Here is a 22057-nt window from a genome sequence, read left to right on the forward strand (position 1 = left end):
CGCAAAGTTGAAATGAACGGGCTCATGTTAGAGAGCAGAATTGATTTCAAAAATCAGGAGAACCAATTAAATCAATTAGGAATAACGCTATATTACGCAGATATTTATAAAATCAAGAATTAATAGTAACTTTATGAAAAATAATGAAAATTATAAATATATACCTATATGTGAGTAAGTAATTTCATGTATAACTATTTGATAGGTCCAAGTAAATAATGCCGAAAGTTCTTAATTATTTTTCAAAGAAAATGACTTCTAAAAAATTTCCGAACATCGTTCCTGAGTTTCTAAGTTATGTTCTTTATGAGACTCAGTCTTCAAGAGAGAGCATAGAAGAGCCTTCTACTCCCAACCAATTGCTTTTAGCCGAGGAGCTGGTCACAGAGCTGAAATCTTCCGGGTTGCAAGACGCACATATCGGGAAGGGCGGTGTAGTTTATGGCACGCTTCCTGCCACGCCGGGCTGTGAAGATTGCCCCGGACTTGGGCTGATCGCTCACATGGACACTTCTCCAGATGCTCCGGCAGTCAATATAAAGCCGCAGATCTTGGTATATGAAGGAAAGGACGTACTTCTGAATCCGGAGAAGGAGATTTATTTCAAAGAAGAATCCTTCCCGGAAATTAAGAAATATCTCAATCAGGAAATCATTTTTACCGACGGCACAACCCTGCTGGGCGCTGACGATAAAGCCGGAATTGCAGCGATTACTGCTTGCATGGATTATCTCAAAACTCATCCGGAAATTCCGCATGCAAAAATCTGCGTAGCCTTCACGCCGGATGAAGAAATCGCAAAAGGAACGGTTAATTTTGATATTGAGCATTTCGGAGCTCAATATGCCTATACTTTTGACGGCGGTGAGATTGGAACTTTAGAAACCGAGAACTTTAATGCAGCTACGGCTTTTGTTCAGATTGCCGGCGTTGTGGTTCATCCTGGTCTTTCTAAAGGAAAGATGGTTAACTCCTTAAAACTCGCTGCTAAGTTGATTAGCCGGCTTCCTGCAGATCAAGCCCCTGAAACAACCGAAGGCTATGAAGGCTTTATTCATCCCAATAAAGTTGAAGGAACGGTTGCATCAACCACTGTCCGTATTTTGATTCGTGATCACGACAAAGCTAAATTTGAGGCCAAGAAAGAACTTCTGAAAAAGCTGGTAGAAGAGATCCAAGAATCCGAACCAAGAGCAAAAGTAAGCTTGACGATCAAAGACAGCTACGAAAATATGCGTCCTTATTTGGATCAAGCTCCTAAGGTAATGGAAATTGTCCGTCAGGCGTATAGAGAAGCAGGAATCGAACCGATCGAAGAGCCGATTCGCGGAGGCACGGACGGTGCTCGCCTGTCCACTAGAGGCTTGCCTTGCCCGAACGTCTTTACCGGCGGAATGAATTACCACAGCGTCTACGAATGCATTCCTGTTAAATCACTGGAAGCTGCCGCGGACGTAGCACTGAGCCTTGTCCGTCTTTCCTCTCAGATTAAGAGCTTGAAATAAGAATTAGAAGAACAGAGCATTTTTTCGAAAATATAGTGATTTTTTCTTCCGTTGCTCTTTAAAAAGAGCAATTACTTGAAGCCAAAGCATCCGTGGACTTGTAAAAGAGGTTCACGGTTTTTTGTGTGCTCGGCATGAGTGCAATCTAAAGGGTGAAAGTCCCGAGCTCGCCCGCTAGTGGGAAGAGCTAGCGAATCTGCAAGGTGTGTGCAGTGATGTACAGGCTGAAAGAAGCAGATAGCAAAACCTTGAACTGACGAACAGAAATCGTCTATAGGCAGGCGCAGAGGATGAGAATGCAAAATAATTCGAAGTCCGAAAACTAGCCGGAATCTGCGAATGTAAAGACGGCAGTTACATGAGGTGAAAGAGTGCACTCTTACCCGAGGAGGTCTTGTCAGCTCCGACAGGGGTAGTAACAACGAATGGCAAGAAGTCAGCAGAGGTCATAGTACCCAAGAGTAAGGGGGAAGGACCGAACTAGTAAACCGTGAAAGGAGGAACGCTGCAAGGCAAGAATGGAAAAAAAGGAAGTACACCTAGGCTCTGAAGGATAGTGCGGAACACGAAAGTTAAGAGCAAAGGAGTTCGATGACACCAAGCAGACGGAACTTATGAGTAGCGAAACATTTGGAGAAATCACGCTCGAAAGGATACTCGCCAGAGGGAACCTAATGCAGGCTCTGAAGAAGGTGGAAGCAAATAAAGGTTCATGCGGTGTTGACGGCATGGAAACAAGTGAGCTGAGAGCCTACTTCAAATCAAACCCTGGGAAACTTACAGAGCAAATTCTTCAAGGTACTTTTAAGCCCTCGCCTATAAGGAGGGTTTACATCCCAAAAGACAACGGGGAGCAACGTCCCTTGGGGATACCCACGGTAATCGACCGCTTTGTGCAACAGGCAATAGCCTTAGTACTGAGCGAGGAATACGAAAAGATTTTTGTGGATCACAGCTATGGGTTCAGACCCAACAGGGACTGCCGGCAAGCCGTAAGGCGAGCTATGGAGCATATTCGAGAGGGATACGAATGGGTAATCGATATCGACCTACGTAAGTTCTTTGATACGGTTAACCATGATTTCCTAGTTCAACTCCTATCCAGAAGGATAAGGGACGGACGTGTAATCTCTCTAATCCATAAATTCCTTCGAGCGCCGATTAGCGAGGAAGGGAAAGTTGGGAAAGCGAATCGACTCGGCTGTCCACAAGGGGGTGTTATATCTCCCGTGTGTGCGAACGTAGTTCTTCATGAACTGGATATAAAACTCCGTGAGAAGAACATGAGAGCATGCAGATACGCCGACGACGCCGTCATCTTCTGCAAAAGCAGGAAAGCCGCGGAGAGAGCACTTAAGTGGATTAAGAAATTCATCGAGAGCAAGCTTCACCTCAGAGTCAACGAGGACAAGACAAAAATTCTAAAAGTAGGAAGCCCCGATGTTCAATTCCTAGGTTTTAGCTTCACGACTAAAGTCTCAAAGGCTAAAAAGATGAAATTCCCGCAATACCGATACTTCCCTACTGTGCACGTAAAGAAACGCAAGAAGCTCAAGGAATCCCTGAGAATATTGCTAGACAGACGTGCCCGAGGAGGGATAGACAGGATAAAGAGGAAATTGAGGCTGAAACTCAGAGGGTGGGCCAACTACTTTAAAAAGGCAGTTCCTATAAGCTGGGTTCAGGACCTAGACTCATGGATTAGGCGAAGGGTTCGGCAACTTCTGTGGAAACAGTGGAAGAAGCCGGCAAATCGATACCGTGAGCTGAAGCTAAGGTGGAACAAAGCTCCAAACGTAGAAAAATTTGCTTATTCCAGTAATCGATACTGGCACATCGTCACTTGCAGACCCCTACAAACCGGTCTAAGCAACAATGTGCTGGAATCAGAGGGATGGTGCAGTTTAGAAAAGGCCCTGCGAACCGCATCTGGAACGTAGGGATGTTTACTGGAACCGCCTTGGTGCCGAACGGCATGCCAGGTGGTGTGAGAGGGACGGGTAATAACCGGCCCTACTCGATTTACTTATTTTGCTATTGTTAACATTATTTCGAAGTGTTATAGAGGTAACCGATCTTAGATATTTATCTAATAGACTTTTTTCTTAATTTTTCCGATTTATCGAACACTTCTATAGAACTATTTTTGTATAACTCCAAAAATTCAGTATCTTTTCTTCAAAACCCTAGAGTTATTGGGGGTTCTCTTTACTTATAGCTATAAAAGTCAATAACGAATAGTATTTGTCGTCTTTAACAAAATTCAAGAAATGTACCCTTATTAATTCTAAGTTAAGAAATAAATTCAGTATAAATACTTACAACATTAGTCTTATTCTTCATCCGTTTTCCTTAACTTAAACTGAACTTGGTATTTTGATTCCCCACCTGTATCGAGTACCTACTTTATACCTACAGAGGCTGATTTATTTGTGAAAGATAAGCGTTCGCTAATCGTCGCGCCTCACAAGGAGAATTTAATGTTAAAAGAGACACGATTGATAAAAATTGGGCTTGGCATTGCAGCGACAATGACAGCATTTTGTGTCCATGCTGCTAACGGCCAGCCGCTCCCGGCTCCGAAAGTTAACGCGTTGACTCAGAAGGTCTGGGATAATCCTGACGTGACCGAGCAATCAAAAGGCATCCGGACATTGCAAGACTACATCGTCCAAGAAAAGGAAATGTGGGACTACATATTCGAGAATCACCCGATCTTTGCTACCTACGGCAAAGACGGACGTGTTATCGGTACTCCGGTGATTTCTACCCGCGGTTCTGAGTATTTGGGAGAAGGCAATGCCCAGAAGTATTCTGCACACCAGCCAGGCAACCGTCCAATGGCCTCTCAGTATCGTTTAGGCCAACGCTCAATTCTTGACTTCCCGAATAAATTCGTAGGTCCTGAAAAGTGCGGCGAATGTCACGCTATTCAGTACGAACAGTGGAAGCGTTCCCGTCATGCTAAGACCGTTAGATTCCCGGGAGAACATCCTGAAGTGGATAACGATCTGAAGAAAAAGCTGTACGGAACGGAAGCCTCTATTCTTCCTGACGGTATTACAGCAGATGTCATTTACGCTACCATCGGTACACCGCGTACTAAATACGGTTATATCGACGGATGGCTCGTTCGTGGCTCCTATCACGTTCGTGACGGTCTTCTGAAAGACGGTACTGGCAGCATCGTTGCCGGCGGCAACCAGATGTCCCGCGGGTGGGCCGAATGGCTGACACCAGCAAAGGCAAAAGAAATCCAGAAGCTTATTCCTGACTTCCCGACAGAGCTTAGCCAGTTCGGTCCGTCAGCTTCTCACCAATGGGGTATGACCTCCTACGGTTCTACCTATGAAGGCAAACTTTTAGTCCAGGCCGCTTCCTCTTACTGCGAAGTCTGTCACGCCTTCAAGTTTGACTTTAAGGATAAGAGAGAATTCTTTGCTGCTTTGGGTAATCCTAAAGAGCTTCAGAAGCACACAATTTCTCGCGGTATTGCTTGTGAAGAGTGCCACGGCGAGGGCGGCCACTTGGTTGGCAATACCAACAACATGAGCACTAACTGCGATCGCTGCCATCAGCGCTTGAATTTCGTCGAAGACGAAGTCGATCGCCCGGATGCTAAGGGTAAATTGGAAAGGGCTTTCAATGCTAAGACAAAATCTTCCTGCCCGTCTTGCGGTACAGAAGGCGCACAGTTGTTCATGTCCAAGCACTATGAAAAGGGTATGCGCTGCGTGACTTGCCACGATCCTCATGAAGTTACAAGCAACGACTGGACGTCCGGTACGACCCGTCCGGCTATTCGTCAGAATTGCCAAGACTGCCATAAGGTTCAGGCGGAAATGGCCTCCAAGGCTGATACCCACAGCAAGGTCGACTGCATTGCATGTCATATGCCGTTCACAATGAGCTGCGAAAACTTCACGGCCATTCAGCGTCCGGATATGGCTGGCTTTGACGCCGTCCGCCGTTCTCACCTCTTCAAGATCATGGTCGACCCAGAGAAGAAGATGATGAACCCTGGTCCTGGACAGTCCCGTGATGCAAGTTCTAAGGGCTGGCGTATTGCTCGTGACGAAGAAGGCCACGGTTACGTTGACTTGATGTGGAGTTGCGCAAGAACTTCTATCGCTGATTTCACAGTTACAGAAGGAAAAGGCTGCCATAGCCCATTCCAGTCCGAACTGGATCAAGGTCTCATTTACCAAGATCAGAAGGAAATCTATGGTGAAGTTATGAAGTGGCAGAATCCAATTAAGGAAAGCCATCAGAAGAACGTTGACGCCATGACACGTATTAACAAGTTGCTTGAAGTCACTAAGCTGACTCCGGAACAAAGAACTGAAGCTATGCTTCTTATTGACAAGGCCGGAGAAATTATTAAGCAAGTTGAAGAAGACGGTTCTTGGGGTGTCCATGCCTTCAACTACACAAAACAGCGTGTAGAAACAGCTGAGGCATATCTCACCAAAGCCCAGTCCATCATTGACAAGGGCGGCTACAAGGCCATCAAAGCTGAAAATACAGTGACAAAGTAATTTAAAACCCAGTGTCACATTTACTTCGGACCTTCGGGTCCGAAGTGAAAACGGGACAAAAAATGATAAACAAGTTATTAAAAATAGCCGCAGTTTCTTTTCTTTGCCTTTATTCGCAAGTCAATTTTGCGGGTGGCGGCGGGGAACCGGTGGAGGCGCCGGTTTACGATGAACTTCTGAATCAGATCTCGATGCGTGAAGCAGAGATGCTTTGGGAGTCCGGAGTTCCTTTCTTTGATGTAAATACGCTTGAGATTTGGACTCAGGGATACATTCCTGGTGCTAAGTTTTTTAATGTACGAAACTGGAAGGATCTTCTCCCGAAAGACAAAGGTAAAACCATTGTGTTTTATTGCGTCAACAGACTTTGTACTGCGAGTGAAATGGCAGCAAGAGAAGTGATGAAGCTTGGCTATACCGACGTCCGCCAGATGCCTGACGGAATTGAAGGTTGGAAACTTTCAGGCCGTAAGATTGAAAGACCGTAACTTGATAAACCACATTTCTAATCCCCCACCCAAAATTATTTGAAAGAAACACTATGTCAATTTTCACAAAATCTATTTTGTCTGCTGTTTTAGCCGTCGCATTTGTCGGAACAGCTGTTTCACAAGAGTTTTCCCAAGATGCAAAGGAGTCCTACAGCCTTGGTGCTTCGTTAGGTAACTATCTTTCTTCTCAGGCTTATAAACAGTCTGAACTCGGTGTTCCTGTCAACATGGACCAGGTAATGGAAGGTCTGACAGATGCTCTGAAAAACAAGTCTAAGCTTACTGAAGAAGAGATCATCGCAGCTTTAAATACTAGGGCTGAAAAGCTGAATAAGCTTCATGAAGCTAGAGTCAAGCAGGTAAAAGAGAAAAACAAAGCTGAAAGCGAAGCTTATTTAGCCAAAAATAAAGCTCGCAAAGGCGTAAAACAGCTTGAATCAGGTCTGCAATATGAAGAACTTCAGGCTGGTACAGGAGCTGCTCCGAAGGAAGAAGATATAGTGACGATGGACTATGTCGGCAAGCTCGTAGACGGAACTCCCTTCACCAATTCTGAAGGAAAGACCGTTGAGGAAAAAGATGTTGTTATGACTCTTATCCCGGGCTTTAAAGAAGGTCTGTATCAAATGAAAGAAGGCGGCAAAGCGATTTTTGTTATTCCGGCTAGCCTGGCTTATGGCGAAGAAGGAGCAGGGCCAGTTCCGCCGGAATCCGCTTTGATTTTCGAAGTGACATTGAAAAAGGTCGAAAAACCCGGAGCTAATAAATCTGCCGATGGGCAATTGCCGGCTGGACATCCTAAAGTTGAAGGAAACCGTCCGAAGATGGCATGGCCGCACGGCTAATGAAATTACTAAATCTAATGAAGGGAGCTTTCTCGACATTAAGTTTTAGAGGTTCTGAAGCAATCCATTTGCGTAAGCAGCTGGTATGAGTTTCAGAGCACTTAGCTCAAAAGAATTATTGACAGACCAATCTCGTCCGTTATGGAGAATCACCGTGAGTAAAAACATCGATAGAAGAACATTTCTAGCCGGTACAACCGCGGGTTCCTTAGTTTTGTTAACCCTGGGAGGCTGTAAACCCGGAGACGACAAAAAGGCAGCCAACACTGCAGTTCAGACTGCGGTAGCAGCAGAGTCAGGCAGTGTCCAGCCTCATCCAGTTTATGGAATGGTCTTTGACCAGAATAAATGTATTGGATGCGGCGAGTGTAAGGATGCATGTAACGAAGCCAACAATCTTCCTCCCGGAATTTCAAGGCTTTTGTTGGAGCGTCAGACCACCCATATTCCGGGGACAACTTGTCCGATTTGCGGAGGTCCCGGAGACTGCGACTGTGAACGCGTTTATGTTCGAGTTTCCTGCCAGCAGTGCCAGGATGCACCTTGCGTAAGAGTATGTCCTACCGGTGCAGCGCACCGCGATCCGAAGACAAATATCGTGACTATGGATCCGGATCGTTGCGTAGGCTGCAAATACTGCATTGCGGCATGCCCGTACAATGTCCGTTTCATCAATTCTCAAACTAAAGTTGCCGATAACTGCAACTTCTGTTTGGATACCAGGTTGAGTAAAGGGCTGGAGCCTGCATGCGTTAACGCATGCCGTCATGGCGCCTTATATTTTGGCGATCTAAATGACCCTCAAAGTATTATCAGCAGGTTGCTGCGTGTCAAGGATACGGTACGAATTCGTGCTCATTTGGGAACGGATCCGAACCTGAGATATGTCCCTGTCACTAAACAAGGAGTCTGATTATGCTGGATTTCACTATTGGTCTATCCGAAGGCGTAGCCTGGCCGTGGCCGATTGCCGTATATCTGTTTTTAGCAGGTATTTCCGGAGGTGCTGTAGCTATCGCTATTTGCTTAAATCTCTTCCGAGGAACACATCTAAATACTCCGATTATGAAAGCAGCCAGCTTGATCGGCTTTATTACGATCGTTCTCGGTATGATCTGTCTTGTCCTTGACTTGACTAATCCGCTCTTTTTCTGGCGTATTCTTGTTTACTACAACCCAACCTCAGTGATGAGTATCGGCGTGATGGCACTTCTTTTCTACATCCCGTTGGTATTCGTATTGATGTGTGTTTCTTTGCAAACAGAAATTACGTCATTTAGCTGGCTCAAGTGGCTTGACCCCATTATTAGTTTCTGTGCCAAATTTAGAGTTATCTTAGATTGGCTGGTTCTAATCTTGGCCATTGCAATTTGTGCCTATACCGGATTCTTGATTTCTGCTCTTATCAGATTCCCTCTGATCAACACTGCTGTTCTTCCTGCTTTGTTCGTTGCTTCCGGCTTTTCTGCCGGTTGTGCAGCTACCAAGGTTCTTGCAGCTTGGTTGTTTGTTGCAGATCGTCATGGAAAAGATCTTCATGTCCTTCACGCTGCTGAATGGCCGATTATGGCGGTCGAAGCAATGTGCTTGTTGATGATTATGGTTGCTCTGGTCAGCGGCAATGCTGCTGCTCAAGCTGCTTCCGTAGCCTTTACAACAGGTATTTGGTCACAGGTATTCTGGATTGGGGCCGTGGGCGTTGGTTTCCTCGTTCCATTGGCTCTGAGTTTCTTCGGAAGCAAAGCATTCAGAGACAGTGCGGGCGCTTTCTATACATCAGGCATTGCGGCTATCTGCGGCATGATGTGCTTGCGTCTCTTCATCATCTACGCCGGCCAGATCAACGGCATGTAATTAAAACAACTCTGTGCTTGGAACACTTTCTCAGCACAGAGTTCTTCTTTTGGAGACCTCTCTGCACCGTGTAATAGGTGAAAAGGGTTAGAAATAACTTATGAAAAAAATCTTTAGTCTTTTAGCCGCCGCTGCTTGTGTCTTAGTTATCGGAGGCTGTTCTTCAGAAAAAGATACCAAAACTTTTTCTCCTGCGGCTTTTACAAAACATGACCGTTGCCTTATTTGCGGCATGGTTATTCTCAACTATCCCGGAGCCAAGGCTCAGGTTTATGTAAAGGGTGAAAAAGAGCCGCTTAAGTTCTGCTCAGTAAAAGACGGTTTCGTTTATTCCTTGCAACCGGAAAATGCCAAAAAAGTAGAGGCTTTCTTCGTGAGTGATTTCGGAAATACCAAAGATGCTCCTTTACACGAAAAAATGCTCTTAGCTGAAAAAGCCGTCTATAACGCCGGCTCAGACGTCCGAGGAGCAATGGGTAAATCTATCCTGCCTTTCGCAAACAAAGAAGCAGTTGAAAAATTTACCAAAGAGCATGGCGGCAAAATCGTTAATTATTCTGAAGTTAACCTAGAACTTCTGAAGTCATTAAAAGGTCATTAATGACGTTAAGAGTTTTCGCTCTTATCCTTGCGCTTCTCGCATCAGCTGCCGGAAGCGCAGAATTGCAGGCGGATTCTGCAGCAAGCTTGGAAAAAGCTCTGAAATCGTCTGTGCCGGGAGATACTATCACTCTTGCTTCAGGTATTTATGAAGGCAATTTCTCGATCACCAAAAGCATTGTGTTAAAAGGAACCGAGAAAGCCGTAATTGATGGCGGCGACATAGGCTCTTGTCTGGTAGTTGAGGCTGATAACGTCACCCTTGAAAATCTGTCTCTGCAGAATTGCGGAAAAGATTTATATGAAAGACAGAGTGGTGTTCTTATAAAAGAAGGCTTCAGCGGCATCGATATTAAAAACTTGAAAATCAATACCGCTGGATTTGGAATTCGGGCTGATAAAGCTTCAGATATCAAAATCTCCGGATGCAAGATTCGTGGATACAAACGCCGTCATGTTTTAGATCGCGGAGACGGTGTTTATTTCAATTATGTTAAAAAAGCTAAGCTTGTAAACAACCGTGTCCTCTACACAAGAGACGGCTTTTACTTCGAAAATACAGATAACACAATATCCGAAGATAATTATTTTGCAGCTCTGCAGTATGGGATTCATTACATGTACACCCGAGGAGACTCGGCTTTTAACAATGAAGCAAAGGCGTGCATCGGCGGATATGCCGTTATGAGTTCGGAAAGAGTTCGAGTAGCTGACAATACCAGCAAGCGTACCGTTGAGTTCGGCATTCTTCTTAACGAAAGTGATAAATCGACGGTTGAAAATAATCATGTGACTAAAGTCAAAAATCCGCGAGGGAAGGCTTCATTGGATACCGAAGGAAAAGGCCTCTTTATCTATGGAGGAGGAACAAATATCGTTGATGGCAATACCTTCGAGGAATGCGAGATTGGGGTTGGAGTGGCCATGGGCGGAGAAGGAACGATTCTTTCCCGCAACCGCTTTATCCATAACCGTCAGCAGGTTCGCTATGTCGGCTCCGGTTCAGTTGAATGGAGCATTAACGGAGTAGGAAATTTTTGGAGCAACTATCAAGGCTGGGATTTAAATCAAGATGGAATTGGGGACCAAGCTTATCAGCCGAACGATTCTCTCGACAGGCTGTTTTGGATGTATCCGCAAGCTCGGTTCCTGATGAACAGTCCTTTGGCTTCTCTTCTTCGTTATTTGAATGCTCAGTTTCAATTAGATAAGGGAAAAGGGATCGTGGATTCAAATCCACTAATTCAAGATCCGTTAAAACCAAAAAAGGATTGGCCGGTAAGTTCCAATTAATGGGAACAAGCTGAGCCGGATGCCTCGATGAGAAAAATTCAGCTAAAACGTGGTTTAGAGCTTATTAAAACAAAAGTACTAAAAGAAGATGACAGCAATTGAATGCCAAGATATTTCATTAAAGCGCGGAAAGGTATGTATCTTCAAAGATATCTCTCTTTCAATCAAGAGGGGACAATTCGTGGCGCTAATCGGACACAATGGAGCCGGTAAATCTTCTTTAATAAAAATGTTATTAGGGCTCATTGCTCCTTCTTCCGGAAAACTCTCCGTTCTCGGAAATAAACCAGGATCTGCTGCTAAAAAAATTGGATATTTACCTGAGAATGTCAGTTTTTACGAAAACCTAACAGTTCAAGAAAACTTAAATTACTTTGCAGACCTCAAACAAGTTCCTAAGGCACGGGTTCAGGAACTTATTGAGACACTTCGACTTGCCAGAGTATCTAATCAGAAAGTTTCGTTGTGCTCCAAGGGGCAGCGTCAGCGCCTTGGCTTAGCCCAGGCCCTATTGACTAATCCGGAATTGTTGTTTTTAGATGAACCAACTGTTGGACTTGACCCCCTCGCCTCTGACTTGATGTATAGCGAGTTGGTCAAATTAAAGAATAGCGGCAGTACAGTGGTAGTGTGTACCCACGAACTTTTATTGGTTGAGGATTTTATCGACCGTGCGGTTATTCTATGCAACGGCGTTAAAGTGGCAGACGGCACTGTAAGAAGCTTGAGCGAACAATTTGATGTTCCCTACGAAATCGTTTCTTCCAAGGCAGTGGATGTAGCCCGTTCGGACAGTAAACTTTCTGCCTTTCTGAAAGAAAATCGTTTGTTTTGTCCTGCCAATAAGCTTGAGAAGGCCCAAGAGTATTTGGAGGGAAAATACGGCATCAAAAGTGTACGGGTGGTTTCTCCCTCGCTCCTAGATATATACAAGAAAGCCATAGGAAAGGGAAGACTGCAATGATGAAAAGAGCCTCTACTTGGGTTATCGCTTGTAAAGAATTTAAAGATACGGCACGTAGTTTCTGGCTTCTAGCCGGCTCCTGTCTCTTTGTTCTGACATCATTATCTGTTATATACGGAGTGGCTGCGTTAGGCGGAGATTTTACTTTCAGACCTCTGACTTCTGTAATGAATTCCTTGCTGATACTGGATGTCTTTCTTATTCCGCTTATCGCCGTTCTGATGGCTTACGATGCTTTTGTAGGAGAAAAGGAGCAAGGAACTCTGCTTTTGCTTCTAACTTATCCAGTTAGCCGAACCGCATTACTAGTCGGAAAACTCTTAGGACAAGGATTTGCCTTCGGTTTATGTTTTCTTGTCGGCTCTTCTGTGTTACCAATTTTGTCGGCAGCACATTTGCTTCCTTATGATTTGATAGAAGTGTGTAAACTGACCTTTGCTTTGGCTATTTCCGGTTGGCTTTTAGGTCTGGTTTTTATTTTAATTTCATACGCAATTAGTCTTTGCGTCTCTACTAAAGCTCAGGCGTTAGCGGCATTACTTTTAATTTGGCTGGTTTCAGTTCTTCTCTACGATTTGGGACTTTTGATTTTCACAATTGCCTTTGAAGGAAAAATCACAAATGAATTGATGAACATTTGTTTGATGATTAACCCTTCAACCCTGTTTAGATTGTTAAATCATGACCTAATTGAAGCTCAAGTTCCTAGTCGGAATGCTCTGCTGATGGGAATGTATTTGTGTATTTGGTTTGTTGTTTTCTTCTTGATTGATCGTTGGTTATTGGTAAGAAGAACGTACTAAAGGTTTTGAAAATGAAATTTTTACTTAAATCACTTTGCTTTGCTGCGGCCTTAACTTTCTCGTTATCTACCAACGCTCAGGCAATCTTTTCCCCCGGACTCTACAGCACCGGCGAAGCTCTGAAAAAACCAAGAGTCATGAAGCCATTTGTAGAGTTTTCCAAGGCACGGAAGATGCCGGAGCTTAAAATCAAGAACCTCAAAGGAGAGCCCATTAAGCTTGAATCTTTGAAAGGTAAGTTGGTTATCTTAAATGTATGGGCTACATGGTGTACTCCTTGTATTCGCGAAATCCCTCAACTGGCCGAGCTGCAGAAGAAGTTGGCCGGTACGAATATCGAACTCGTGGGTGTATCTATCGACGCTAATCCGGCGGAAGTCGAAGAGTTTCTGAAGAAACATAAACAGACGGACTTTAAAACTTGGTTTGATACGACAACTTCTGTAGAGGCTGTAATGCCGATGGAAGTTGTGCCAACAAATTTTCTTCTTGACGCAAAGGGAAACTTGATCGGCTATCTTCCAGGCTTTCTTCCTTGGGATGATGAAAATATCCTTCCCTTTCTTAAGGTGTTAGAAAAGAAGTACGTACCGGCCACAAAATAGTGAATTTCCCAATCCTGTGGATTGCTTTGTATTTAGTTAACTTTGAGACTGAAAAAGGCCTGCGTTTTGACAATAGTTTTCAAAAGTTAGGTTTCTCGGCAGGCTTTTGAAGGATAAGATAGAAAAAAGATAATAAGACGCAAGATTTGTTTTAAGGAAAATGGTTTTAAGGTTGAATAGAACAACGAATTTGGGGCGCTTAGTCCTTATTTTCTGCATAACTATTTTTTTTACTTCTATTTCCAAAGTTTCTTTTGCCCTTCCGGATGATGGTCCGGTTAAATTAGCGGTGGTAAATAGTTATGACGCCGGTATATCCGCTAAGCACTTCAGCAATACTGTTGCAGCCATCCGTGCTGCGATCGCACCTCGTCGTCTAGAAGTACATTTTTATGATCAAGATGACTTCTTAAAGGATGCCGCCGAGAAGAAATTCGATCTTTCAATTGCCTCGAGTGGCTTAACCGCTATGATGAAGGCCTCCAGCGGAGGAATCTCTCTTCTAACTGCTATCAATAAGTGGACTCCCGATCCGAATAGAGCTAATGCCGGCGTCATCATCACGCACAAAGATAGGACCGACATCAATAATCTTGCCGATTTAAAGGGCAAAAAAGTTGGAGTTTCCAGTACTAAAGCCTTTGCAGGCTTTCTTGCAATCATGGGAGAGATTGAAACGGAGGGGTTGAATCCCAATAAGTTATTCGGTTCAGTGACCACTACCCATAAGCCCATGACGGATCTAGTTAAAAGGGTTCTTAACAAAGAAATCGAAGTAGCATTTATCGCAAGCTGTATTCTGGAGAATATGGAGCGTAAAAACTTTGAGGGTGACCTAAGCTCTATCAAAGTTGTTAATGAAAAATTTGACAATAACTTCTATTGTCGTCACTCTACTCACCTTTATCCCGGCTGGATGTTCTCCATTCAGCCGACGTTGGACTCTCCAACTCTACGAGCAATTACCATAAGCTTGCTGCAGCTTCCCGTCGATAAAGATGAAGGTGCATATTGGACAGTAGCAAACGATTATGACCAGATGAATTTGCTCTTGGAGAAATCCCAAGTTAGATACTTAGAAGATAGAACTTTAGGTTGGCTTCTTCATTATTACCAGTGGTATTTCATCGCCGGCGCCGCTGTTTTGCTTCTGATCCTGCTTAACTCAGTCTACCTAGGACTTGCGATCCGGAGAAAGACTCATCAGCTGCAGAAGAAAAATCAAGAAAACGAGGAGTACGAGAGAGAGAATAGAAAAATTCAGGAAAGGATTGAAAATTTGGAAAAGACTAATTCCATTGCGATTATTTCTGCCATGGTTGCCCATGAGCTGAAGCAGCCTCTAGGGGCGATCAACAATTATTCCGAGGCGCTTCTTAGACAACTTAGTCGGAATAAAAGTCCGTCGGAGAAGATTTTGAAGGAGGCTCTTTCAGAGATCAAGAGTGAAAGCACCCGAGCTTCAGATATTATTGATTTCGTTCGAACGATTGGCCGCAAAGAGAGAAGGGAGAGAAAGCAATTTAATCTGGAGAGAACCGTCTCTAGGATTATTAGCTTAATGAAGAGGTTAGGAAGGCTCAATCTAAATTGTACTTTGAGCGGCGACAAGGATTTGATAGTCTATGCGGATCCTCTTAATGTTGACCTGGTTTTAATCAATCTATTGAAAAATGCAGAAGAAGCCGTGGCAGGCCAGCCTTCTCCAAAAATTCATGTTGAAATTAAAAAGGTTGGATCAACGGCTCAGGTGACAATCGAGGATAATGGACCGGAAATGAGTGATGAAAAATTGGCCTCTCTGAGCAATCTTGGCCATTCAAGTAAAAAAGATGGACTAGGATTAGGGTTGGCAATTGTTAGAGAACTTCTCGAGGCCAACGGCGGCTCACTTAAACTCTCGCGGGTTTCCACAGGGGGCCTTCTCTGTGTAGTAACGTTGCCATTAGCTTTGGAGGATGAGGATGAACTTAGATAAGCTGCAGGAAAGTGCCCTTATCAGAATTGTGGACGATGATGATGCAATGAGAAAATCTTGGAGATTCCTCATTGAAGGTGAAGGCTGGCACACGGTTTGTTATTCTTCTGCGCTTCGCTTTCTAGAGGAAGATAACCGCGAAGAGCCCGGCTGTGTTGTGTTAGATGTCAGAATGCCTGATATGAGCGGTATTGAGCTGCAGAGAGTCATGATGCTGCAAAAGAATGGCTTGCCTATTATCTTTGTATCGGCCCACGGTGATATCGATATGGCTGTTCAAGCTCTCAAGGACGGTGCCTCTGATTTTCTCCCAAAACCTGTGAGCGCTGACCGGCTTTTAGAGGCCATTGAGAAAGCGGTAAAAAAAGACTTAGAACGCCGGAAAGAAAAGAAACTGGCTGAAGAAACCCGACAAGCTTTCAATACGTTGACCGCTAGGGAAAAGATGGTAGCTCGAAAAGTTGCCCGCGGTTTACTAAACAAGCAAATCGCTGATGAGCTGAATATCAGTGAAAAAACTGTCCAAGTCCATAGAGGTGTAGTGTGCCGCAAACTTACTCTCGATAATCCACGAGGAAGATTCAAGCTCGGAAACTTTCCGTTAGCCCTCTTTATTAATACCGGACAAATGGTCGAAATAACCGGATAAAACAGGAAGAAATACGATTTTTAAAGCTTTTCCGGAAGCTGCTTCTAAAGAGCCTGCGTGTTCAATTTTCCTTATTAGAGAATCTGAGAGGGAAGCCCTATGACTTTCAGGGATGTGAACAGCAAGATAGGGTTCCCCTATTTCTCTGACACGAAAAGGTATCTCTGGTGACACTTCCCCCAGGATTTCCTGAATTCTTTGCTCAATTTTCTCGATTGAGTTGATTTGTTCTGTCGTGATCTCGAAGTTATAAGGAAACCTTGTAAGCAAACAAGGTTTAGATACTTGGTTAAAGTTATCCAATCCGATTTCTTTTCCAATGGTTCGAATTTCTGTCTTCGAAAGTCCTGCCTCTGCCAGAGGCGAGAGAACATTCAATTCCTTTAAGGCGCGAATGCCCGGGCGATAGCATTCCAAATCAGAGTGATTAGTACCGTCGCAGAGTTTATTAACACGTGTTAATAAAAATGAGAAAAGCCCTTTTTTACAGTGAAAGCAGCGGGTTCTTAAGTTGCATTTGACCTCCGGTACTTTCAGGGGATTTTGAACCAACACTTCTAACGGAAAGTCGTGATTTTTTGCCCATCTTTCCGCATCTTTGGTTTCTTGAAGGGAAAGATGCGGCCCGGAGATGTGGAACAGTCGGACTTTGAGCCCTAAATAGTCACAAGCATGCGCAAGAAACCGACTGTCCAGGCCTCCTGAAAAAGCTATGTTTACAGGTTCTTTTCCAAATTGTTCCGATAGAAAAGCTCTTAATCTTTCGAGTTTCGAATTAAACATAGCTTGTTCCGTAAACAAAAAGCGCTCCGTTAGGGACTTCGGGATAAGTGTAGGTGCCGTAAATCGTGCTTATTTTTTCAACTACTATCATCGGCCAGCCACCGAATGTAGGATTAAATGCTTTAAGAAGTGCTAATGCTGTCGGAGTGATTGTTTCTCCTTCGGCTCCAAAGGGGCGCACTGGTATTCCCGCAAGCAATGCTTGAACTGCCGGAGCTGGAGATGGAATAAAGCCGTGAGCGCAATGAATTACTCCGTCAGCTATCGGAAGAGGGCTGACCACGAAATAATCAGGATTTAATCTGACAAAAAGTTCGCAGGTGAGGCAGATGTCCAAAATACTGTCTAACGCACCTACTTCGTGAAAATGAACTTCTTCAATATTAAGACTGTGGACGGCGGCTTCAGCTTCAGCAACAAAAGAGAAGGCCGAGACGGCATAGGACTTTGCTTTTTCAGAAAGTTGTGCCTGAGAAATAATTTTAAAAATATCATCAAGGTTTCTATGCTGATGTTCGTGTGGCAGCTGAACTGAGCAATGCCAGCCTGCAATGTGATTAACCTCCTTTTTAACGAGCTGGACCGAACCTTTTAAGGCAGGGAAAATACCATTAAGGATGTTGTCGGTCTCTTGAGAAGAAAGTCCGAGTGTGCGGATAAGGCCGCACAAGAACATGTCACCTGAAAGTCCTGAGTGGGACCTGATGGTCAAGACTTTCTTTCCTGCCTTGAGTTTGTAGCCTTGTTCCGAATGCTTGCCGTGTTCATGATGATGGTGAGAGACTCCAATATTACAGTGAGATTGGTCGTGATGAGAATGGTGGTATTCGTTTGTCATTTAGTAGATCCTTTGCAGGACAGTAATGTTTTATATGCCATGCATGCTGCGCCGAAACCGTTATCAATATTTACTGCCGCAACACCCGGTGCACAGCAGGCAAGCATTGAATTTAATGCTGTCTGTCCTCCCTTGCAAACACCGTATCCGATCGAAGTGGGAACTCCAATGATAGGTTTGCTCGTTAGGCCGGCCAGAACACTGACAAGCGCAGCTTCCATTCCGGCAACGGTGATGATTATGTCAAAGGAATTGATTTGAGATAATTTCTCTTGCAGCCTCCATAAGCCACTGACTCCACAGTCTTCAAATACTTCACTTTTTACATTAAGGTAATCCAAAGTTCTTTTGGCTTCCCATGTTACGAAGCCGTCCGAAGTTCCGGCTGAGACAATAGCTACTCGCCCATTGACTTTTTTTGGTATCTGGTTCGAATAAGCAGTTTTGGCTAAAGCGTCAAAACTATATTTTGATTGGAATTCAGGACTGAGTCGTCTGAAGACGGAAGGGGATAACCGAGTAAACATAATTGGATGTTCGGTGTTTAAAGCGAAGTCCTCTAAAAGCTTAAGGACTATTGGTTCTTCTTTACCTTCAGCGTAAATGACTTCTGGAATACCGGTGCGGTTGGTCCGGCCGAAATCAAAATTTATATGTTCATTCATAAAGCTATAACCTTGGGAGGCTGTTAGTTTTGATCTGAAAGAGTTTCTACAATGTTTTTCAAAAGAATTTTTACTAGATATTTCACTAGAAACGAGATTATTCATTAATTCGGAAGAACTCTTAATATTTTTTGCCTAGGTAGGAAATAACCCTTAAAAATATGTTTTTATTCAACATATTTAAAATCATTGAGTTATTTAATAATAAGGGTTTTTCCTAATTAGTATTTACCCTAATATTTATTCAAAAAGTCGGCTCAACTCTTGTATCAATTCGTAAATTCGGTAATTATTCACGTTGTCCATATTTGACACATTTTTACAATTCATTCAGGAAGAAAATTATGGGTGCTATTTTTTGGTTTCAAGTTTTACTGCTTTTAGCATTCTTGTTCTTCGGAGCAAGAAAAGGTGGTATGTGTTTGGGCCTCTTGGGCGGTATTGGCCTTATCATTTTCGTTTTTGGCCCGAAGCCATGGCTTGGACTTCCACCAGGAAAACCTCCAGTTGACGTTATTCTGACTATTATCGCTGTAGTAGCCGCTGGCGCCACACTTCAGGCCTCCGGCGGTTTGGACTGCATGCTCCAGGTAGCTGAGAAAATTCTTCGTAATCGCCCGAAGATGGTTACCTTTCTCGCTCCATTGGTCACTTTCACATTGACCATTCTCTGCGGTACAGGCCACACTGTATACACAATGCTCCCGATTATTTATGACGTGGCTATTAAGACAGGGATTCGTCCGGAACGTCCGATGGCAGCTTCTTCAATTGCTGCACAGATGGGCGTTATTTGCTCCCCGGTTTCCGTAGCTTGCGTTTCTATGATCGCTTTGATGGCTGGTCATCCAATGGCAAACGGTACAGAAATCAACTTGTTGACATTGATGTCTCTGACAATTCCTGCCGGTTTGATCGGTTTGCTCGTCATGGCAACTTGGTCTAACTTCCGTGGTAAAGATTTGGATAAAGACCCGGAATTCCAGGCTCTTATTGCTGATCCGGAAGCTAAGAAGTATGTCTACGGCGAAACATTGACTCTCCTGGGTAAGAAGCTTCCTGCTAAGCAATGGACAGCTATGTGGATTTTCTTGGCCGTTGTTGCTGTCGTTGCAATGCTTGGTGCTGTTGCCGAATTTAGACCAATAGTCGGTAAGAAGCCGCTCTCCATGACATTAGTAATCCAGATGTTCATGTTTGCTTGCGGTGCCATCATTGTATTCGCGACAGGAACTGCTCCGAAGTCCATCGGCGCTACTCCTGTCTTCCGTTCAGGTATGGTTGCCGTGGTTTGCGTGTTCGGTGTTGCATGGATGTCCGATACAGTATTTAAAGCTCACTTGAATGATCTTAAGGAAGTCTTGGTTGAATACGTTAAGGTCTATCCATGGGCTTATGCTTTCGTTATCCTTCTGGTTTCTAAGTTGGTTAACTCTCAGGCGGCTGCAGTGGCTACAATCGTTCCGGTTGCCCTGGCTGTTGGTACGCCGGCGGGTGTTGTAGTCGGTTGCTCGGCTGCTTGCTACGGTTACTACATCATCCCGACTTATCCATCTGACTTAGCATCTATCGAATTCGACCGCTCTGGTACAACTAAGATTGGTAAGTTTGTTATTAACCATTCCTTTATCCTTCCGGGTTTGATTGGTGTGTGTACCGCTACGGTTGCCGGTTACTGCATGGCATACTTGCGCGGCTGGATCTAATTCACAAAACTAAAGTTCTTTTGAACTAAAAAGGGGCTGTTGCAAAATTCGATTTTTCGTCGGACTAGCGCATCCCCTTATTTTTGTAGCTTTTTTTGCTATCTCGTTGGGTTGAAGTTTTTCCCTCTTATTTATCCTATTTTCTATTTTTTTAGCTGATGGTTTTTTTAAAGTTTCGGGCTCTAAAGTTCGTTGAGCAGACCAATAAAAAGGCACTTTCTCTGACTCAACAAACTTAAGATACTTCCTTACATTTAGGCCCGTACTCGTCAGAGCAAATTCCACTGTTACCCTATGCGGGATCTTCGATGGAAGCGTGTGTATTCCATATTCTGTTTTATAGCTCCAAATACGCCTTCAACTTGGCAACTCCGGTTGACACGCATTTCAATTGCTTCCGGTGAAAGCAGCAAATCTCTAGCCTGTTGTTTTAATAGGGCGTAGCGCGGATGGATTTCAAACAATCTTGAGTTTTGAGATTTGTTTTTCAAATAACGTCTACAGTAGAGGCCGAAATTGCATCTACTGCAATCCTTAACGTAGAAGTAGGCAGAATTGGACTTATATCTATAGTTGGGCGGTGGCTCGACTCTTTGTTCTTTGCTCTCGCCCAAACATTGAAAGGTGTTCTCATCCACATACTCGTAAGTAGCAGGGTTCCGGACAGTCTTCTCTCTGTTCCAGGAGCCGTACTTTATGAAGGCTTTTATCCCTTTCTGGTCGCAATATTCGTAATTGGCCAAACTGCCGTAGCCAGCATCAGCACATAGTCTTTCCGGATAGGTTCCATACCAGCGGTAATATTGTTCCATTGCCGGCTGAAGTGTACGTATAGCCGTTCGATCCTGAGAAACGTAATAAGAGACGACAAAGCCGTTGCTGACTACGATCTGGGCGTTATATGCGGCATGCATTTGACTTCCAAGGCCACTGTAATAATCCTCCTTTAGACACGTGGCCGTTGCGTCATGATCGGTCTTGTAATACGAATTCCGATGCTCACCGCAGATGGCTTCCTTCTCCTCGTATTCCAAAGCTTTTAACAGGTACCCAGAGAGCTGTCTTCTCATCTTTGCAAGAGTATTCTGGCCTCCCTCAATGAGTGCGGGACTTACATTGTCTACGTCCGCCAGTTTTTCCATAATTATTTTCGAGGGAATAATCCCGGCTTCAGGAAGCCCTTTTTCTAAATGCATTAAACGGAGCAGGTTTGTAACCTTCTCACAAAGTCGAAGGTGAAAGATTGTTGGTCTCCAAACGAACCTGTGTTTATTGGCATTTGCTTCGAACTTGCTGCCATCTAAATAAACGGTATTCATGCTTTTAGAGCATTCCATAAAAACTCTTTTCATTAAGGCAACAAATATGAAAGAGATTTTGGGAACGAGGTCTGTGATGAAACGGGAGAAACTAGATCGGCTTGGCTGAGCCTCTCCTATGAGGTAAATGATCCGTAGATCTGTGAAGCAGGCCACTTCCATTTCTCGGAGAGAAGCCTTGCCAAGTACGAAGCAGTGAAGAACAGCGGCAAAGAGAAGGCATTGGTCAATTTTTGATCTGCCGGGCTCAATTTCTAGGTTTAGGTATTTCCATGTATTAGAATTCTCTGAAAGTAACAAATATGTGTCTAATTTTTTACGCTCTGAGAGCGGCAGAGGACACGCATAAAAAAGCATGTCCTCCTAAACGGTAAAATAGGTCATGGGAAGTGTCTTTACAAGAGATCACTTCACCATAGCATGCAGCGGGATTTCTTTCCTATGTTTGCTTTTAAATCAATGAGTTAATTCTAATATTTAGTTTTTTCAGTAATAGAAGAAGGGTTGGAAAATCCTTTCGTTTTGCGAGTGAATTTTGCAACGGCCCTTTTTTGTGGAAAGAAAGCGTAAAAATCATATACAAATAACTAAAATATCTAGGGTTTTTACCTAATATTTTTG

19 protein-coding genes are annotated in these 22057 nt (G+C 43.9%); 15 read left to right on the forward strand and 4 right to left on the reverse strand.

Annotated features, from left to right (window positions below):
• Window positions 1–251: 251 nt before the first annotated feature.
• From pepT to ADH67_RS04450, 14 genes are all read left to right on the forward strand, one after another.
• Complete coding sequence (gene pepT, locus ADH67_RS04385; protein WP_066595969.1) at window positions 252–1505, forward strand: peptidase T; 1254 nt, start codon at window positions 252–254, stop codon at window positions 1503–1505.
• A gap of 614 nt (window positions 1506–2119) precedes the next feature.
• Window positions 2120–3445 (forward strand): group II intron reverse transcriptase/maturase, encoded by a 1326-nt coding sequence (gene ltrA / locus ADH67_RS04390; RefSeq protein ID WP_066593874.1) that lies wholly within the window; start codon window positions 2120–2122, stop codon window positions 3443–3445.
• Between the two features lie 540 nt (window positions 3446–3985).
• Window positions 3986–6043, forward strand: a complete 2058-nt coding sequence (locus ADH67_RS04395) for a cytochrome c3 family protein (RefSeq protein ID WP_066593872.1) — start codon at window positions 3986–3988, stop codon at window positions 6041–6043.
• Window positions 6044–6105: 62 nt separating this feature from the next.
• A complete protein-coding gene (locus ADH67_RS04400; RefSeq protein ID WP_066593870.1) occupies window positions 6106–6531 on the forward strand; it encodes a rhodanese-like domain-containing protein in 426 nt (141 codons plus the stop codon).
• Window positions 6532–6584: 53 nt separating this feature from the next.
• On the forward strand, window positions 6585–7379 hold the full coding sequence (locus ADH67_RS04405; protein WP_066593869.1) for an FKBP-type peptidyl-prolyl cis-trans isomerase: 795 nt from the start codon (window positions 6585–6587) through the stop codon (window positions 7377–7379).
• A gap of 154 nt (window positions 7380–7533) precedes the next feature.
• Complete coding sequence (locus ADH67_RS04410) at window positions 7534–8292, forward strand: 4Fe-4S dicluster domain-containing protein (RefSeq protein ID WP_066595855.1); 759 nt, start codon at window positions 7534–7536, stop codon at window positions 8290–8292.
• A 2-nt stretch (window positions 8293–8294) separates the two neighbouring features.
• Window positions 8295–9233, forward strand: a complete 939-nt coding sequence (nrfD, locus tag ADH67_RS04415) for an NrfD/PsrC family molybdoenzyme membrane anchor subunit (RefSeq protein ID WP_066593868.1) — start codon at window positions 8295–8297, stop codon at window positions 9231–9233.
• Window positions 9234–9333: 100 nt separating this feature from the next.
• Complete coding sequence (locus ADH67_RS04420; protein ID WP_066593867.1) at window positions 9334–9834, forward strand: nitrous oxide reductase accessory protein NosL; 501 nt, start codon at window positions 9334–9336, stop codon at window positions 9832–9834.
• Complete coding sequence (gene nosD, locus ADH67_RS04425) at window positions 9834–11126, forward strand: nitrous oxide reductase family maturation protein NosD (RefSeq protein ID WP_066593865.1); 1293 nt, start codon at window positions 9834–9836, stop codon at window positions 11124–11126. The genes ADH67_RS04420 and nosD overlap by 1 nt, the downstream gene beginning before the upstream one ends.
• Before the next feature lie 88 nt (window positions 11127–11214).
• Window positions 11215–12090, forward strand: a complete 876-nt coding sequence (locus ADH67_RS04430) for an ABC transporter ATP-binding protein (RefSeq protein WP_066593863.1) — start codon at window positions 11215–11217, stop codon at window positions 12088–12090.
• The gene (locus tag ADH67_RS04435; protein ID WP_236578545.1) at window positions 12087–12893 is read left to right on the forward strand and encodes an ABC transporter permease; all 807 of its coding nucleotides are present in this window, start codon (window positions 12087–12089) and stop codon (window positions 12891–12893) included. Before ADH67_RS04430 ends, ADH67_RS04435 begins: the two co-directional genes overlap by 4 nt.
• Window positions 12894–12904: 11 nt before the next feature.
• Window positions 12905–13498, forward strand: a complete 594-nt coding sequence (locus tag ADH67_RS04440; protein ID WP_066593861.1) for a TlpA family protein disulfide reductase — start codon at window positions 12905–12907, stop codon at window positions 13496–13498.
• 160 nt (window positions 13499–13658) lie between these two features.
• Complete coding sequence (locus ADH67_RS04445) at window positions 13659–15476, forward strand: sensor histidine kinase (protein WP_066593859.1); 1818 nt, start codon at window positions 13659–13661, stop codon at window positions 15474–15476.
• Window positions 15463–16125 (forward strand): response regulator transcription factor, encoded by a 663-nt coding sequence (locus ADH67_RS04450; RefSeq protein WP_236578543.1) that lies wholly within the window; start codon window positions 15463–15465, stop codon window positions 16123–16125. The genes ADH67_RS04445 and ADH67_RS04450 overlap by 14 nt, the downstream gene beginning before the upstream one ends.
• Here the strand turns inward: ADH67_RS04450 and larE are convergent.
• Genes larE through larB form a run of 3 tightly spaced genes read right to left on the reverse strand, consistent with a single transcriptional unit; the run spans window position 16078 to window position 18411 of the window.
• Window positions 16078–16908: an ATP-dependent sacrificial sulfur transferase LarE gene (larE, locus tag ADH67_RS04455; protein WP_066593857.1), complete on the reverse strand. Its 831-nt coding sequence runs from the start codon at window positions 16906–16908 to the stop codon at window positions 16078–16080. The two genes, ADH67_RS04450 and larE, sit on opposite strands and share 48 nt — an antisense overlap.
• Window positions 16901–17746: a nickel pincer cofactor biosynthesis protein LarC gene (gene larC, locus ADH67_RS04460; RefSeq protein WP_084081510.1), complete on the reverse strand. Its 846-nt coding sequence runs from the start codon at window positions 17744–17746 to the stop codon at window positions 16901–16903. The genes larE and larC overlap by 8 nt, the downstream gene beginning before the upstream one ends.
• The gene (gene larB, locus ADH67_RS04465; RefSeq protein ID WP_066593855.1) at window positions 17743–18411 is read right to left on the reverse strand and encodes a nickel pincer cofactor biosynthesis protein LarB; all 669 of its coding nucleotides are present in this window, start codon (window positions 18409–18411) and stop codon (window positions 17743–17745) included. Before larB ends, larC begins: the two co-directional genes overlap by 4 nt.
• 344 nt (window positions 18412–18755) lie before the next feature.
• Here larB and ADH67_RS04470 point away from each other — a divergent pair, with 344 nt between their 5' ends.
• Window positions 18756–20117: an anaerobic C4-dicarboxylate transporter gene (locus tag ADH67_RS04470; protein ID WP_066593853.1), complete on the forward strand. Its 1362-nt coding sequence runs from the start codon at window positions 18756–18758 to the stop codon at window positions 20115–20117.
• A 287-nt stretch (window positions 20118–20404) separates the two neighbouring features.
• Here the strand turns inward: ADH67_RS04470 and ADH67_RS13435 are convergent, their stop codons facing one another.
• Entirely contained in the window at window positions 20405–21454 is a 1050-nt protein-coding gene (locus ADH67_RS13435; protein WP_237307762.1) for a transposase, read from the reverse strand.
• Window positions 21455–22057: the final 603 nt, after the last annotated feature.

The organism is Turicimonas muris (assembly GCF_002221595.1).
Lineage (GTDB): Bacteria > Pseudomonadota > Gammaproteobacteria > Burkholderiales > Burkholderiaceae_F > Turicimonas > Turicimonas muris.

Bases quoted from the DNA above. Each gene is read 5' to 3' on its own strand.
- pepT (WP_066595969.1), top strand. From the start codon at position 252: ATGACTTCTAAAAAATTTCCGAACATCGTTCCTGAGTTTCTAAGTTAT.
- ltrA (WP_066593874.1), top strand. From the start codon at position 2,120: ATGAGTAGCGAAACATTTGGAGAAATCACGCTCGAAAGGATACTCGCC.
- ADH67_RS04395 (WP_066593872.1), top strand. From the start codon at position 3,986: ATGTTAAAAGAGACACGATTGATAAAAATTGGGCTTGGCATTGCAGCG.
- ADH67_RS04400 (WP_066593870.1), top strand. From the start codon at position 6,106: ATGATAAACAAGTTATTAAAAATAGCCGCAGTTTCTTTTCTTTGCCTT.
- ADH67_RS04405 (WP_066593869.1), top strand. From the start codon at position 6,585: ATGTCAATTTTCACAAAATCTATTTTGTCTGCTGTTTTAGCCGTCGCA.
- nrfD (WP_066593868.1), top strand. From the start codon at position 8,295: ATGCTGGATTTCACTATTGGTCTATCCGAAGGCGTAGCCTGGCCGTGG.
- ADH67_RS04420 (WP_066593867.1), top strand. From the start codon at position 9,334: ATGAAAAAAATCTTTAGTCTTTTAGCCGCCGCTGCTTGTGTCTTAGTT.
- nosD (WP_066593865.1), top strand. From the start codon at position 9,834: ATGACGTTAAGAGTTTTCGCTCTTATCCTTGCGCTTCTCGCATCAGCT.
- ADH67_RS04430 (WP_066593863.1), top strand. From the start codon at position 11,215: ATGACAGCAATTGAATGCCAAGATATTTCATTAAAGCGCGGAAAGGTA.
- ADH67_RS04435 (WP_236578545.1), top strand. From the start codon at position 12,087: ATGATGAAAAGAGCCTCTACTTGGGTTATCGCTTGTAAAGAATTTAAA.
- ADH67_RS04440 (WP_066593861.1), top strand. From the start codon at position 12,905: ATGAAATTTTTACTTAAATCACTTTGCTTTGCTGCGGCCTTAACTTTC.
- ADH67_RS04445 (WP_066593859.1), top strand. From the start codon at position 13,659: ATGGTTTTAAGGTTGAATAGAACAACGAATTTGGGGCGCTTAGTCCTT.
- ADH67_RS04450 (WP_236578543.1), top strand. From the start codon at position 15,463: ATGAACTTAGATAAGCTGCAGGAAAGTGCCCTTATCAGAATTGTGGAC.
- larE (WP_066593857.1), bottom strand. From the start codon at position 16,908: ATGTTTAATTCGAAACTCGAAAGATTAAGAGCTTTTCTATCGGAACAA.
- larC (WP_084081510.1), bottom strand. From the start codon at position 17,746: ATGACAAACGAATACCACCATTCTCATCACGACCAATCTCACTGTAAT.
- larB (WP_066593855.1), bottom strand. From the start codon at position 18,411: ATGAATGAACATATAAATTTTGATTTCGGCCGGACCAACCGCACCGGT.
- ADH67_RS04470 (WP_066593853.1), top strand. From the start codon at position 18,756: ATGGGTGCTATTTTTTGGTTTCAAGTTTTACTGCTTTTAGCATTCTTG.
- ADH67_RS13435 (WP_237307762.1), bottom strand. From the start codon at position 21,454: ATGGAATGCTCTAAAAGCATGAATACCGTTTATTTAGATGGCAGCAAG.